The organism is Anabaena sp. FACHB-595, assembly GCF_048568275.1.
GTDB lineage: Bacteria > Cyanobacteriota > Cyanobacteriia > Cyanobacteriales > Nostocaceae > Trichormus.
Genome location: NZ_CP183473.1, coordinates 2,190,823 through 2,204,599, shown reverse-complemented (window position 1 = coordinate 2,204,599; position 13,777 = coordinate 2,190,823). Strand labels below are relative to the sequence as shown.

The window sequence follows — 13,777 nt, the reverse complement described above, 5'->3', positions numbered from 1 at the left end:
CCCTTACTAAAAAGACGATTCCTGTGTTAGAAGCAAGCGTATTCGCCACAATCTTATGTGGATTTTTCGGCATTATCCTCAAAAAAAGCCTTGTCATGAAGATCATCTCAATGGATGTCATGAGTACAGGGGTGATCGCCTATTACGTATTGATAGCCTCCAGAGAAGGTTTGTTCACACCAATTTTAGCAAGTGAACAAAAGGGGACTTACGCCGATCCGGTTCCCCAGGCGGTTATATTGACGGCGATCGTTATCGGTTTTTCGATTCAAGCCTTAATGCTGGTTGGTGTCATGAAGTTGGCACGGGATAATCCCACATTGGAAAGCAACGAAATCGAGAAGAACAATACCCCATGACTACTATTACCCTCACCTGGATTACACTACCGTTTTTACTAGGGTTCATCATTTATCTTGTTCCCAAACTTGACAAATACCTCGCTCTGGGTGCGGCTCTTGCCTCGGCCGGATACGCAGCCCAGTTATTTGTGGCTCAGTCACCCCTAGAACTGAGATTACTGGATAACTTCGGTGTCACCCTCACACTGGACGAATTAACGGGCTACTTTATCCTCACAAACGCCCTGGTAACGATCGCCGTTATCCTCTACTGTTGGCAAAGTGATAAGACGGCTTTTTTTTACGTCCAAACCATGATGTTACATGGTAGCGTTAATGCCGCTTTTGCCTGCACGGATTTTATCAGTTTATACGTAGCGCTAGAGGTAAGTGGGATTGCGGCGTTTCTCTTGATTGCCTATCCTCGAACGGACAGATCAATTTGGGTAGGCTTGCGCTATCTGTTTATCAGCAACGTAGCCATGTTGTTTTATTTGGTAGGTGCGGTGCTGGCCTATCAAACCAATCACTCGTTTGCTTTTTCTTCCTTACGCGGCGCACCACCGGAAGCGCTAGCCCTGATATTTTTAGGGCTACTGGTAAAAGGTGGGGTATTTGTATCAGGATTGTGGCTACCCTTAACCCACTCCGAATCAGACACGCCAGTTTCCGCATTGCTTTCGGGGGTTGTAGTCAAAACTGGCGTCTATCCCCTGGTACGTTGTGCGCTGATTTTAGACGAGGTTGACCCCGTAATTAGAATCTTGGGAGCAGGAACAGCTCTTCTGGGAGTAAGCTATGCAATCTTTGAGAAAGATACCAAGCGTATGCTGGCATGGAGTACGATTTCGCAATTAGGCTGGATTATGTCCGCGCCAGAGGTTGCTGGTTTTTACGCACTAACACACGGCTTAGTAAAATCAGTGCTGTTCTTAATAGCAGGCTCCTTACCAAGCCGAAACTTTAAGGAGTTAAAAAATAAGCCCATAAATACCTCTGTCTGGATTGCTTTAGTTATAGGCAGCTTATCCATATCCGGCTTTCCATTGTTTTCCGGCTTTGGGGCAAAGTTGTTGACAATGAAGAATCTGTTACCTTGGCAAGTTATCGTTATGAACGTTGCGGCTTTGGGAACAGCTATAACGTTTGCCAAGTTCATATTTTTGCCACATGGGGGAAAACGTGAGGTAAAACAAGGTTTATGGCCTGGAGTGATACTCCTGATCAGTGCGTTGATCGTCGCTAATATCGTTTATTATGACGCTTATACAGTTGACAACATCATCAAAGCACTAGCAATTATCGGCATTGGCTGGCTAGTGTATTTGTTTATTGTTCAAAGATTGACTATTAAACTCCCCCGTGTACTAGAACAATTTGAGCATCTTGTCGGTTTCATGAGTCTGATGTTAGTTCTACTCTTCTGGATGGTATTAGCATGACCGGATATCTAAATGTTTTATTGCGATTGGCTATCTGGTTCCTGCTCACTGCCAATCTGAGTGTGGCAAATATCATCATCGGTGTGAGTATTGCGCTCTTATTGCCACATAACGACAAAACCCAGGAAAAATTGAAGGATTGGTTACGGGCTTTGTGGCAAAGCATCATGGCATTTCCCATTGCCTATAAGGAAGCATTGGAAATCATCCTCACTCCCCATGATGAAGAAGTGATAGTTATGGAACGTGTCCCCGCCAGAAGGACACCCGGACTCATATTCCTGGATATATTCATCATTACCTTTACACCAAAAACCATTGTTGTGAAATACCACGAAGATGGCTGGTATGAAGTACACCGGATTCAACGGAGGAAAAAGCCATGAACCTGTTATTGATAGCAATGATTCTGGCTTTGCTCATACCTATCTATGAGGCTTGGAAGAATGAGCATATTTGGCAAAAAATGTTGGCATTGGCCAGCATCTGCTCCAAATCTGCCGTTCTCATCTTGATGGTATCCGTATTACGCGATGATTGGATGATCGGCATTGTTGGGGTGATGATCCTCAGTGTAGGTAATGCTGGATTAATGCTGTTGGCAAATGTGCTGAAACGGATGAGTGATATATGATAGATGTCTTAAGTTATACCTGCATATTTATAGGCATTATCTTCTGGTTTTGGGGAACATCTTTCCTATTGGGTAAGCGATCGCTATTATTCAAGCTGCATACCCTCTCAGTATCGGATACCCTTGGCTCAATTAGTATTGTCTTTGGGTTGCTCTTGCAAAGACCCAAAGAATGGCCGTTGCTCATTCTAGGTATCATTTGCTTGGCGATGTGGAACACAATGTTGGGGTATGTATTAGCATACTGTTCTAGTAATGGGGGTAAAGATGACTAAATACGATCTCTTCATCTACATCATTACCGCTTTACTACCGTTGTCTGCTTGTCTACTAATAGTACAAGTTAACCCATACCATGCCTTGGTAATTAGGGGCATCCTGGGAGCAGTGGCGGCCTTAGCCTATACGCTTTTGGGTGCGGCAGATGTGGCTTTGACAGAAGCATTAGTGGGTACGATGTTGGCCATAACTTTGTATGCGATCGCTGTTCGTTCATCCTTAGTTATGCGTCTTGGTATCATCGAAGACCCAGTAAGTGAGGCTGAAAGTAGTTTTGGGCAACTAATGGATGAGTTACGCAAAATTTTTGGCAAACGCTATATGCGTCTAGAACTAGTTCCCTACCCCAATAACCAAGCTTTGGAACGGGCGCTCATAGACAAAGAAGTTCATGCAACCTGTAGCAGATTGGAACATGACAACGGGTCTGAAGACCTCTCTTACCAGACTGCCATTAGGGTGAAACGCATCTATGAAATCATGCAAAGCGAACTTGCATCACCAGCAGCAGTCCTCACCTACGTAAATACACCAGAGTTAGGGGAGGAGCATAAATGAAATGGATCTACATTGCCGCCGGGATAGCGCTGTATATAAAAATGCTCGTCCTGCCGAATTCCGCACCAAAACTGCTGGATTTCTCTATCGTGGAATCGATAGTTAAAGATGGTGGTATACCCAATGCCGTGACAGTCATCATTCTCAGAAATCGGTTGTATGACACTATATTCGAGGTAATAGTATTTACAATCGCCATCATGGGCGCTTATTTCTTGCTGGCTAATGAAAGGCCATCCTGCGCCATCTATCGTTTCACAGATAAACCATCAATTGTGCTAGCGCGTTTGGGAGCAACAATTACCTCTTTGGTGAGTATTGAGTTGGCTATTCGCGGACATTTAACTCCTGGTGGTGGCTTTGCGGCTGGTGTGGCCGGTGGGACGGCAATCGGCCTTGTAGCCATTACCTCATCACCAGAGCGGATGGAAGCGATTTACAAGCGTTGGCACGCCGCCACCTGGGAAAAGATTTCAGTTTTAGTCTTCATCATCCTGGCAGTAATAACTTTGTCCGGATTAGAATTACCCCACGGAGAGATGGGCGCTCTTTTCAGTGGTGGGGTAATACCATTACTGAATATCCTAGTAGCAATCAAAGTTGCATTGGGTTCCTGGGCAGCTATTTTGGTGTTTATTCGTTATCGCGGATTGTTGTAAGCAACCAAATTATTGATTCACCCGATGTGCATCCCCTGCAAGGAGGAGCCACTGCGTTGCGCGGGTTCCCCCCGTTGTAGCAAGTGGCGTAGAAGCTTTAATTCTTGCTCCCCTTCCCTTGTAGGGAAGCGGTTGGGGGTTAGGTTTGAAAAAAGTTGCACACGGCGTTGATTCCCTATTTCCACCTATATAAGGATGTGCCAATAGATTTTCTGGTGCTAGAGTTTTCTTATTACTAGAAATTCTCGGAATTTAGAGCAATTGCTAGAATTATCTATTGTGGAACCTATTTTTTAGGAGTGAACGTGAACAATATTTTTATTCGTAAAGAATTTTTGTTGTTGCCAGGTTTAGCTGCTCTAGCAGTTTTTGGTAATAGTTTCTCTGCTCAGGCTCAAACAGTTATTCCTGCTGAGAGTCAACAGTTGACTGAATCATCTGCAACCGTGTCAGCAGACACAGAGGCACAAAATCAAGATTCGGCGATCGCTTACCCTATATCTAATGCAACTGAAACACAGCAGTTTCCCAGTGTTAATACACAGGATACAGCTACTCGTATCATCACACCTGTTCCTGGGACAGTAGCTACTACATCAGCTACCCTAGCACCAGAATATGTAGAACCTTCTGCTCAACCATCTGCTATACCATCATCTACATCCACAATTGCACAATCAGATATTGACCCAGGTAGACCAACTCGTGGCGGTAGAAGCTACATTGGTGTTGCCGGTAATATTGGTATAAGTGGTGATGACTCATCTCTGAGTGATGGTAACTTCGCAGCCATTAGCAAAATCGGGTTGACGAATGCTATCTCCGTTAGACCATCAGCAGTGTTTGGAAGTAACACCACAATTTTAGTTCCCATCACCTACGATTTTACCCTACAAGCCGCAGACGCTTTTAGTGAACCCCTAGCGATCGCACCTTACATCGGTATTGGTGCAGCCATTAAAACTGGTGATGAATCCCAAGTAGGGTTTTTAGCCTCCGGTGGTATTGACTTGCCACTAAATGCTCAATTTACCGCCACAGCCGCCGTCAATGCTGGCTTCTTCGATAGCACTGATATCGGTCTACTCATAGGTGTCGGCTATAATTTCTCTGGCTTCTAGTTGAATAGGGGATTGGGGATAAAAAAGTAAAAAGTAAAAGATTTTTTCTTTTGACTTTTACCTTGGATGGGGGATTGGGATTAATGTCCTCCAATCCCCACCTCTTTCAACTACTTAGGAGTCACTTTGTCAATAGTCTTAATCTTGCCATCGTCGCCTACTGTCCACACATCATAGACACCGATGACATCACCATTTGCATCAATATCAACGTTACCACTAGCTCCTTGATAGTTGATATCTTTGCCCTCCTGGAGTAACTTTAGCCCTTCACAAACATCAGTAACTTCTACACCAGGCGCACTAGATACATCACGGATTTTACCAGCAATACCCACACCAGTATTTTCCTTGGCGGCTTGGGCTGCCAACACTAACAAGGCTGTCGCGTCCCATGCTTGGGGTGCGAATTCTCCTGGCGCACTGCCTTTTTTCGATTGCCAAAGCTTTGTTAAGGCTTCTAATCCTTTACCATCGGAACCAGGAACTGTGCCAATGATGCCAGAGGCGATAAATTTACCATCAGCAGTTTTACCGACTTGCGCCGGAAACTCATCGGATTTCATGCCATCTGTCAGCATGATTTGTACACCTTGAGCCACACCTTGCTGATAGGCTGATTTTAGTAGTAAGCTACCTGTTTCTACGTAAAAAACACCAAGAACTGCATCTGGCTTACCAGCAAAGGCCGCCGCCGCTTCGGTTTCAAAGGTGGTTGCTTTGGGGTCGTAGCGTACAGGATTATTTTTGTTAACTACAGTCCCACCGAGTTTTTCAAAAGCTTGGACAAATGCTTTTTCAAAACCCACTCCATAGTCATTGTTAATCACAATGGTGGAAACTCGCTTAAAGCCTTTCTTGTTGGCAAGTTCGGCTAAGGCTGGGCCTTGATAGCTATCAGGGGGAACTGTCCGCGCCCAAAAGCCATTAAAGTCGCCTTTCTGCGCTTTTTCGGTAAATACGGGACTGGTACTACCAGGGGAAATTAGTAAGACTTTATTTTGGGCCGCAATGGAGACGGCAGCTGTGGAAACGCTGCTAGCAAAAGAGCCGACTACACCCGCAACCTTATCTACAGTTGCTAGTTTAGTCATACCAGCCGCGCCTGCTTTCGGGTCTGTTTGGTCGTCTACAGCCACTAGGCTAACAGGTTGACCATTCACACCGCCGCAAGCGTTGACTGTTTCTACTACTAAGGGAACAGCCGCAGCCATTTGTTGTCCAATAGATGCTAAATCGCCTGTTGCTGGCAGGAGAGAACCAATTTTTAGCCCTGACCCACCACTGGTCGCAGTGGTGTCTGTGGCTGGGGTACTAGTTGCGCCATTGTTAGCTGCGCCATTAGGTGTGGTATTACTTGTTTCACAAGCTGCTAAAAGAAAACCTGCGGTGAAGGTAGCTAAACCTAAACTGAGGGCAGCACTAATTCTTTGCATAGATTACTTTCACTCCTCAAAGATGCGGGAGCCTAAAAGTAAGATTTAAACTAAATTTTCAAGTTAGCTTAATCTTAACAGGACTCTAAATGTTAAATGATAACATCCACCTTTAGAGATAGAAGTACTTACCCCTAATATTAGTGTTATCTATTAACACTAATATCCTGTTGACAAGCAATAAAAACGGAGAGGGAGGGATTCGAACCCTCGGTACGGAGTTGCCTGCCGTACAACAGATTAGCAATCTGCCGCTTTCGACCACTCAGCCACCTCTCCAAGGTGACAAGAATAAATACTAGCAGCTATTTTTGTTGATGTCAAATAGTTTTTGTCGGTAGTCGGTAGTCAGTAGTCAGTAGTCAGTAGTTAGTGGTTTTTAGTCAAGGGTTTTTTACTCTGGACTATTGCCCCTTAAGGTACTTTAGGATAACCCCTGCTCCTGCGAAGACGCTACCGCGAACGGGAAACGATAGTTGTTTTCTGACGCAAGGCGACACGCCACTCCCTCAAGTCGGGAAACCCGCCCACGGGGGTGGCTCAGGAACGCACTATTTCACTGGTAACTATTGACTATTGACTAATTTTTATAACACTTGCGATCGCATCCAAGCTATGGGTAGGGTGCGTAACTTTTTCCATTGGGGGACGTAAGCGCGTTGACTGAAGACATCATAATCGTTGCGTTCAATCACATCTAAAATTTGACCGTATAACATAGAAGCTGCCCACACTGGCCAACGGGCATCGGGGGCCAGGTGAGTAATGCCCTTTTCTGCTTCAGCGTAGAATTGCCGCGCTCTCTCTATTTGAAAGCGCATGAGGGAGCGCCAGCGCTCATCTACAACGCCGTTGCAGAAGTCTTGCTCGGTGTAGTTAAATCGTGCTAAATCTTCCAGAGGAATGTAAATTCGTCCTCGTCTGGCATCTTCACCAACATCCCGCAGAATATTGGTAAGTTGATTGGCAATACCTAAGGCGATCGCTTCTTGTGTGGGAATATATAGTGGCTTGCTTTGATGCCAAGGTGCTGTGTTGGTGGTATTGTCTACCTCCATCACGGCTGTTGACATTAACCCTACAGTCCCAGCGACGCGGTAACAGTATAGGTATAATTCCTCAAAGGTTTCGTAGCGACTACGATGTAAGTCCATGCGCTGTCCGGCAATCATGTCCCGAAAGGGCTGAATGTCTAGATTAAAGCGTTGGATTGTGTCCACCAAGGCTACGTCGTAATTTTCTTTGGGGTGTCCCGCAAACATCGCTTCCAGATGCTGCTCCCATAGGTCTAGGGTTTCTGGCGTAGTAATGGCGGATGCGGGCCCGTCCACTAATTCATCTGTACGGCGACACCAGGCGTAAATTGCCCAGATGGCTTGGCGCTTTGCCGGACTCATCAGCAATGTACCCAAGTAAAAAGTTTTGGCATACTTGGCTGTGAGATGCCGACAAAGTTTATATGACTCGTCTACAGAGACCAGCGTTTTCATGCGCGGGGGGGAATCAGGCAGTTGCAGCATTCGTTGCAGGCGGTCGGGTTAGCGTTTGCAGGTTTGAGGTGTTGTCCTCTGGCAGCGATTCACAAATCGCCTGCGCTGTTAGCTTACCAGAAAGTACGGCCCCTTCCATACTGCCTAAATAGCGCTGCATGGTGTAACTCCCACTTAAAAAGAAATTGGCAATGGGGGTTTTTTGGGCTGGACGGTACTGTTGACGACCAGGAGTCGCTTTGTAAACTGAACGCGGCGTTTTTACGACGTGAGATTTCAGCAATTTTGCTGGATTATCTCCTTTAAAGTGGTCGGGGAAGAGTTTTTCCAACTCGACCATAGTAGCAGAGACAATTTCCTCGTCGGATTTACTAATCCAATCTTTGGCAGGAGCTAGAACTAATTCCAGCATTGAGCGGTCGGGATTAGCATATTCACGACAAGTGTTGCTCATATCAGCATAAACGCTGAGGAGGGGCGATCGCGAAAACAACAGGTGATCAATGTCTGTTAATTTCCGATCAAACCACAGATGGAGGTTAATTACTGGCACGCCTTCTAAACCTTCTAGCTTCTGGAAAAACTCCATTTGCTGCCAAGGCTGTGGCAACATGACTTTCAAGGGGTCAACTGCCATAGCTGACACGTAAAAGTCTGCCGTAATCACTTCATCTGGCTCTCCATTTAACCCGCGCAGCAAGAACCCTTTTACTGTACCATCCGGATTGAGCAAAATCTCTTTTAGAGGGGCGTTGAGCCTGACTTCTCCACCCCGTTCGGTGATGTAATCAACGATGGGTTGACACAGCCGTTCTGTGGGAGAACCATCCAAAAAGGCTATTTTGGAGCCATATCGCTCTTGCAGAAAGCGATTTAGGGCTGTTAATAAAATTGTGGAGGAAACTTCATCAGGATTAATAAAGGTTAAGGCCTTAGATGCAGCAATGAACACGTCACTTGCTACCCGCTCACCCACACCTTGCCTTTTCAACCAATCTGAGAAGCTGTACTTGTCCATCTCCTCGACATACTTCTGTCCTCGAACTATGGCTGGAAGCAGTCCAATGGCGAACCTAATCTTCTGCTCCCAGGTCAACATATCGTTGTTGCGAAGGATCGAGGCAATGATGTTAAAGGGAGAGGGGATATCCGGAACATCAAAACGTGAGAGTGTTCCAGGTTTATCTGGTTGATTAAAAATCAGTGTATGTTCTTTCCACTGGAGTCGGTCTTCAATACCCAACTCCTTGAGTAATTGCAGCATATTGGGATATGCCCCAAAGAAGGCGTGTAACCCGGTTTCGTACCAGTCGCCGTCAGAGTCTTTCCACGCCGCCACAAGGCCACCCAATACGTCCCGACGCTCTAAGACTATGGGAGTGTGACCTGCGTCCGTGAGATATTTCGCGCAGGAAAGTCCTGCTAGACCAGCGCCAGCGATCGCTACTCGCATTTAAACCTACTGTTCTTCAATATTTCTTAATGGTTTTGCCGTTCTCATTATACTTTGCAATCCGTTACATTTGGCAGTAATTGTGCGATCGCTTCTAGAAAAAAGTTTATACAGGGGACTGGGGACAATGAAAAAGCAGGGGAGCAGGAAGAGGAGTCGCAAGGACGGTTTCCCTCCGCCTGCTTCTTATCAATAGCTCAGATGTGAACTATCTCTATTGAGAGTGTAGGATAGGGGCTGAGATTATTTATGCTGTTAATCCAGTCTTTAGCTACACAACTATAGGTTAAGCATTATGCCAGCATTGCAGAGACTAGAACGCTTTGGAAATCACTTAATAATGGGTATTTCTGGTACTAGTTTGAGTGATGAAGATAAACGCGCTTTGGGTGAATTGAAACCAATAGGGGTAATATTCTTTGCTAAAAACTTTTTAGATGGTGTACCTTACGCGGTTTGGCTGGAAACTTTTCAGGAGTTACATAGCCAGATACAAGAATATGCAGAACGCGATTCCATGTTTTTTACCTTAGACCATGAGGGAGGACGCGTTGTAAGGACACCTTTACCGATTACGAGATTTCCTCAGGCGTTGTTGTTGCGATCGCAGGCTCGTGAAGTAGCAAAAGCCACGGCAATTGAATTAAAATCTTTGGGCATCAACTTATCTTGGTCGCCTGTAGCTGATATTTATTCCCACCCGCAAAATCCTATTATCGGTTCTCGCGCTTTTGGTAATACCCCTGATACGGCGGCGGCTGGTGCGCGGGAATATTATTTGGGACTGACAGAAGCTGGAATTGTGGGATGCGCCAAACATTTCCCCGGACATGGTGATACGAGTAAGGACTCCCATGTGGAATTACCAATTCTCAACCTGACTCCAGAGGAATTACAAAATCGAGAACTTATTCCCTTCAAAGCTTTGATTGAAGAAGGGATTCCCCTCATTATGACCGCCCATATTTTATTTCCCAAAATCGACCCAGATTTACCAGCTACCCTATCCCGCCCCATCCTCAAAACTATATTGCGGAAAGAACTTGGTTTTCAGGGTGTGGTCGTATCTGACGACTTAGACATGAAAGCAGTTTCAGATATGTTTATGCAAAGTGGTACAGTCGCGCGGGCTTTTAATGCTGGCTGTGATTTATTTATTGTTTCTCGTAATATCCACGCGTCTTCTATCGAGCGTACATATAAAATTGCGGAAGATTTTACTGATTGTTTAACTGATGGTAGCTTGGCTGAGTCAGTGGTAGAGTCCGCTAAGGAGAGAATCGAAAGACTATTGGCAGTAACTCCAGAATATTCTGTACAGGCGTTAGATAAAGATACTTTAGTCCGTCATGCCGAATTAGCGATCGCCTGTTGTTTTGAGAATAGTCAATAGTCAATAGTCAATAGTCCATGATTAAAAACCTTCATTTTTAACTGTTGATTAATGACTAATCACCCTAATTAACTTGAGTTCGGGTTAAAGATAAGAAGGTAAAACCAAGTCAAGATGAAGGCTAGGCTTCTTAGGTTGATTCTAAGAATACTTCTAGAACAAGCCTTTGAGGATATTAATATTGAGTAATTAAATAACGTAGTTACTTAAAGGATTTACTCAACTCAAATAAATTGTGCTTTCATTTTCAGTATAATTTTCATGGAACCCTTACCAGATACTTGGACAGATATTCAACCTGATACTGTATATGTTTCAATCAGTGGTCTGCTAGTTTCGTTTGCTAGTGAACAAATACAAATAGGATTAAAATATGATCAGAAAGGGAAACATTTAAAAGCCATTGAGAAAGGGCAAGTACCCCTTCGCGGTAATGTTGGGTTGGTGGCTTCCCAAGAATCAGGTTACGATTTGAAATCTAAAGTCTTAGGTAAAGGTGGCGACCGCCGATTTCATGCAAAATTCATTGATGGTATATTACACTTCCCTGGTTTGGTAACAGAACATTAAACCCACATAACTATGACAAGACTCGAATTAAAAAATCATCAAGTTTGGCGAGATTTAACTGAAATCTTAGAAAATTTAGATGGTAATATTCTTGTTCAAGAACATCTTGAACAATCTGATTATAAAGTATGCGGTTACTGGGATGAACAAGATAAATATTATGAAAAAATTACGTTACCTCGTCCCCTAGAAACGGAATTAGTTAGCAGTTCTATTGGTGTTACTCACACTGAACGTTTTTTACAACTAAAGTTTTCACTTAGAGCTTTTGGTACTTATGCCATACAAGCGCAGAATAATCATACTCAAAAGATTGGTGAATTAGTTCTTGTTTATGATGAAAATCTAGAATTTATTGATGAGAATTGGCTTTTAGATGTCGATTCTCCAATGCTTGAAATAAGTTAAACTTCACTTATTGTTTGCATCGATTTCTGGGCAAAATTCGTTGTGTCGTAAGATTCGGATCATCTCTCGCCCTGGATGTTTGAACAACACATAAAACTCACTATTGGGCATTCTCAAGCTTTCAGGAATGAGATAGGTTTCGATTGGTTCTGTTAGCACTAACCCATGCCCAGGAAATAGAATAATAGTAATCTCACCAGCACGTAGACATCCTAAAACTCTTGCAGGGACGCGCACATAAAAGGATGAAGTATCTTGTTGGTGCATACACTTTATATACCACTCCCAACCAAAGATTTAGTTAATGGCACTTCATCAGTAGGACAGGTTGCTGGGTTTAACACTATTTTCAGCTTACTACCTGTCCCTTTCCTTATCCCGAACTCAGGTTAATTAACCAAAATGTTTGATAATTGCGTCGGCAAATTCAGAACATTTTAGAGGTTCAACTGGTGGTTCGAGTAATCTAGCTAAATCATAGGTGACTTGACTGTTAGCGATCGCATCGCTTAAACCTTTCTTAATTAGGTCTGCGGCTTCTTGCCAACCCATATACTCCAACATCATTACCCCAGATAAAATGACTGAACCTGGGTTAATTCTGTCTAAGCCAGCGTGTTTAGGTGCTGTACCATGAGTGGCTTCAAACACAGCGCAGGAATCGCCAATATTTGCCCCTGGCCCCATTCCTAAGCCGCCGACAATAGCAGCCGCCGCATCAGACAAGTAATCGCCGTTTAAGTTCATTGTCGCCAGAATTGAATACTCATCTGGTCTGGTTTGGATTTGTTGAAAGATACTGTCAGCAATCCGGTCATTGACTAACACTTTTTCTTTCCACTTACCGTTACCGTGGCTTTCCCAAATTGAGTTAAGAACTGTTTCTACTTCCTTGACAATTTGCGCCTTTTTCTCTGGAGTAAGGGCATCAAAACCAGGGTCAATTTGACGGGCGTTGTCTTCCAAGGAAATGTTCGGGTTTTTCTCCTTGTTGCTTAAAATCCAAGATTCCCGTTCAGTGACAGTCTCTTGGCGGAACTCACTTGTAGCTAATTCGTAACCCCAATCACGGAAAGCGCCTTCGGTGTACTTCATGATGTTACCCTTATGCACCAAAGTCACTTGTTGCTTGTCTTTGGGTAATGTGAGGGCGTGTTTAATGGCGCGGCGTACTAGGCGCTGGGAACCTGTTTTACTGATGGGTTTGATCCCTATACCAGAATCGAGGGGGATTTGCTTTTTACCGTGTTCTGGGGTGGCGGGGATGAGTTCTTTGTTGAGGATAGAGATGAGGCGATCGCCTATTTCACTACCTTGTTTCCACTCAATCCCTAAATAAATATCTTCCGTGTTTTCCCGATAGACAATTACATCAAGTTTTTCAGGATTTTTGTGGGGTGAGGGTGTACCTGCATAATAACGGCAAGGACGTACACAGGCATATAGGTCAAAAATTTGTCTGAGTGCCACATTTAAGGAACGGATACCACCACCGACAGGGGTAGTCAAAGGCCCTTTAATTGCCACACCATATTCCCTAATGGCTGTTAATGTATCCTCTGGTAAATACTGATAAGTCCCGTATAAATCACAGGCTTCATCCCCAGCGTAAACCTTAAACCAGCTAATTTTACGCTTGCCTTGATACGCTTTGGCTACCGCCGCATCTAGTACTTTTTCTGTAGCCGGCCAAATATCAATTCCTGTTCCATCGCCCCGAATAAAGGGGATAATTGGATTGTCAGGCACAACCGGCTCACCATTTTTGAAGGTAATTTTTTCTCCGGTTGTAGGGGGGGTAATCTTGTTGTACATATTTCACACACTCCACAAAGATACGTTGTGTATTGGGGATTGGGGATTGAGGATTGGGTACTGGGGATTAGGATTTTTTGTTGTTTTCGCCTCTACTTTCTACTCCCTGCTCTCCTACCTCTTCCCACTCCCTCATTCATTGAGTCGCAGATTTTCCCCCTATTCATCTTTTTACAGC

Annotated in this window: 16 protein-coding genes and 1 tRNA gene; 11 read left to right on the top strand and 6 right to left on the bottom strand. The window is 44.4% G+C overall.

Annotated elements, in window-relative coordinates:
- Positions 1 to 23 precede the first annotated feature (23 nt).
- From ACN222_RS09125 to ACN222_RS09090, 8 genes are all read left to right on the top strand, one after another.
- A complete protein-coding gene (locus tag ACN222_RS09125) occupies positions 24 to 359 on the top strand; it encodes a cation:proton antiporter subunit C (protein WP_010996011.1) in 336 nt (111 codons plus the stop codon).
- Positions 356 to 1,783 (top strand): cation:proton antiporter, encoded by a 1,428-nt coding sequence (locus tag ACN222_RS09120; protein WP_010996010.1) that lies wholly within the window; start codon positions 356 to 358, stop codon positions 1,781 to 1,783. Before ACN222_RS09125 ends, ACN222_RS09120 begins: the two co-directional genes overlap by 4 nt.
- Positions 1,780 to 2,169 (top strand): Na+/H+ antiporter subunit E, encoded by a 390-nt coding sequence (locus ACN222_RS09115; RefSeq protein ID WP_010996009.1) that lies wholly within the window; start codon positions 1,780 to 1,782, stop codon positions 2,167 to 2,169. The genes ACN222_RS09120 and ACN222_RS09115 overlap by 4 nt, the downstream gene beginning before the upstream one ends.
- Entirely contained in the window at positions 2,166 to 2,417 is a 252-nt protein-coding gene (locus ACN222_RS09110) for a hypothetical protein (RefSeq protein WP_010996008.1), read from the top strand. The genes ACN222_RS09115 and ACN222_RS09110 overlap by 4 nt, the downstream gene beginning before the upstream one ends.
- Complete coding sequence (locus tag ACN222_RS09105) at positions 2,414 to 2,692, top strand: monovalent cation/H(+) antiporter subunit G (protein WP_096637130.1); 279 nt, start codon at positions 2,414 to 2,416, stop codon at positions 2,690 to 2,692. The genes ACN222_RS09110 and ACN222_RS09105 overlap by 4 nt, the downstream gene beginning before the upstream one ends.
- Positions 2,685 to 3,254, top strand: coding sequence for a DUF4040 domain-containing protein (locus ACN222_RS09100; protein WP_044521091.1), 570 nt, complete (start codon positions 2,685 to 2,687; stop codon positions 3,252 to 3,254). Before ACN222_RS09105 ends, ACN222_RS09100 begins: the two co-directional genes overlap by 8 nt.
- Positions 3,251 to 3,913, top strand: coding sequence for a Na(+)/H(+) antiporter subunit B (locus ACN222_RS09095; RefSeq protein WP_010996005.1), 663 nt, complete (start codon positions 3,251 to 3,253; stop codon positions 3,911 to 3,913). Before ACN222_RS09100 ends, ACN222_RS09095 begins: the two co-directional genes overlap by 4 nt.
- 299 nt (positions 3,914 to 4,212) lie before the next feature.
- Positions 4,213 to 5,034 (top strand): hypothetical protein, encoded by an 822-nt coding sequence (locus ACN222_RS09090; RefSeq protein ID WP_010996003.1) that lies wholly within the window; start codon positions 4,213 to 4,215, stop codon positions 5,032 to 5,034.
- Between the two features lie 110 nt (positions 5,035 to 5,144).
- On the opposite strand, the gene ACN222_RS09085 is transcribed toward ACN222_RS09090, so the two are convergent.
- The 4 genes from ACN222_RS09085 to pds all read right to left on the bottom strand — a co-directional run bounded on the left by ACN222_RS09085 (position 5,145) and on the right by pds (position 9,413).
- Entirely contained in the window at positions 5,145 to 6,470 is a 1,326-nt protein-coding gene (locus ACN222_RS09085) for an ABC transporter substrate-binding protein (RefSeq protein WP_010996002.1), read from the bottom strand.
- Positions 6,471 to 6,657: 187 nt separating this feature from the next.
- Positions 6,658 to 6,749 (bottom strand) — tRNA-Ser (locus ACN222_RS09080).
- Positions 6,750 to 7,057: 308 nt separating this feature from the next.
- Positions 7,058 to 7,990 (bottom strand): 15-cis-phytoene synthase CrtB, encoded by a 933-nt coding sequence (gene crtB / locus ACN222_RS09075; RefSeq protein ID WP_010996001.1) that lies wholly within the window; start codon positions 7,988 to 7,990, stop codon positions 7,058 to 7,060.
- Complete coding sequence (gene pds, locus ACN222_RS09070; RefSeq protein ID WP_010996000.1) at positions 7,974 to 9,413, bottom strand: 15-cis-phytoene desaturase; 1,440 nt, start codon at positions 9,411 to 9,413, stop codon at positions 7,974 to 7,976. The genes crtB and pds overlap by 17 nt, the downstream gene beginning before the upstream one ends.
- Before the next feature lie 295 nt (positions 9,414 to 9,708).
- Here pds and nagZ point away from each other — a divergent pair, with 295 nt between their 5' ends.
- The 3 genes from nagZ (at position 9,709) to ACN222_RS09055 (ending at position 11,784) form a co-directional block, all read left to right on the top strand.
- A complete protein-coding gene (nagZ, locus tag ACN222_RS09065) occupies positions 9,709 to 10,806 on the top strand; it encodes a beta-N-acetylhexosaminidase (protein ID WP_010995999.1) in 1,098 nt (365 codons plus the stop codon).
- Positions 10,807 to 11,067: 261 nt separating this feature from the next.
- Positions 11,068 to 11,376, top strand: coding sequence for a hypothetical protein (locus ACN222_RS09060; RefSeq protein WP_010995998.1), 309 nt, complete (start codon positions 11,068 to 11,070; stop codon positions 11,374 to 11,376).
- 12 nt (positions 11,377 to 11,388) lie between these two features.
- On the top strand, positions 11,389 to 11,784 hold the full coding sequence (locus ACN222_RS09055; RefSeq protein WP_010995997.1) for a hypothetical protein: 396 nt from the start codon (positions 11,389 to 11,391) through the stop codon (positions 11,782 to 11,784).
- 3 nt (positions 11,785 to 11,787) lie between these two features.
- Here ACN222_RS09055 and ACN222_RS09050 read toward each other — a convergent pair whose 3' ends face one another.
- Complete coding sequence (locus tag ACN222_RS09050; RefSeq protein ID WP_010995996.1) at positions 11,788 to 12,051, bottom strand: hypothetical protein; 264 nt, start codon at positions 12,049 to 12,051, stop codon at positions 11,788 to 11,790.
- Between the two features lie 126 nt (positions 12,052 to 12,177).
- Positions 12,178 to 13,599 carry an NADP-dependent isocitrate dehydrogenase gene (locus tag ACN222_RS09045; RefSeq protein WP_010995995.1) on the bottom strand — a complete coding sequence of 474 codons (1,422 nt, stop codon included), beginning with the start codon at positions 13,597 to 13,599 and terminating at the stop codon, positions 12,178 to 12,180.
- Between the last annotated feature and the right edge of the window lie 178 nt (positions 13,600 to 13,777).

Bases quoted from the DNA above. Each gene is read 5' to 3' on its own strand.
- ACN222_RS09095 (WP_010996005.1), top strand. From the start codon at position 3,251: ATGAAATGGATCTACATTGCCGCCGGGATAGCGCTGTATATAAAAATG.
- nagZ (WP_010995999.1), top strand. From the start codon at position 9,709: ATGCCAGCATTGCAGAGACTAGAACGCTTTGGAAATCACTTAATAATG.
- ACN222_RS09045 (WP_010995995.1), bottom strand. From the start codon at position 13,599: ATGTACAACAAGATTACCCCCCCTACAACCGGAGAAAAAATTACCTTC.
- ACN222_RS09115 (WP_010996009.1), top strand. From the start codon at position 1,780: ATGACCGGATATCTAAATGTTTTATTGCGATTGGCTATCTGGTTCCTG.
- ACN222_RS09050 (WP_010995996.1), bottom strand. From the start codon at position 12,051: ATGCACCAACAAGATACTTCATCCTTTTATGTGCGCGTCCCTGCAAGA.
- ACN222_RS09060 (WP_010995998.1), top strand. From the start codon at position 11,068: ATGGAACCCTTACCAGATACTTGGACAGATATTCAACCTGATACTGTA.
- ACN222_RS09120 (WP_010996010.1), top strand. From the start codon at position 356: ATGACTACTATTACCCTCACCTGGATTACACTACCGTTTTTACTAGGG.
- ACN222_RS09110 (WP_010996008.1), top strand. From the start codon at position 2,166: ATGAACCTGTTATTGATAGCAATGATTCTGGCTTTGCTCATACCTATC.
- ACN222_RS09105 (WP_096637130.1), top strand. From the start codon at position 2,414: ATGATAGATGTCTTAAGTTATACCTGCATATTTATAGGCATTATCTTC.
- pds (WP_010996000.1), bottom strand. From the start codon at position 9,413: ATGCGAGTAGCGATCGCTGGCGCTGGTCTAGCAGGACTTTCCTGCGCG.
- ACN222_RS09100 (WP_044521091.1), top strand. From the start codon at position 2,685: ATGACTAAATACGATCTCTTCATCTACATCATTACCGCTTTACTACCG.
- crtB (WP_010996001.1), bottom strand. From the start codon at position 7,990: ATGCTGCAACTGCCTGATTCCCCCCCGCGCATGAAAACGCTGGTCTCT.
- ACN222_RS09055 (WP_010995997.1), top strand. From the start codon at position 11,389: ATGACAAGACTCGAATTAAAAAATCATCAAGTTTGGCGAGATTTAACT.
- ACN222_RS09085 (WP_010996002.1), bottom strand. From the start codon at position 6,470: ATGCAAAGAATTAGTGCTGCCCTCAGTTTAGGTTTAGCTACCTTCACC.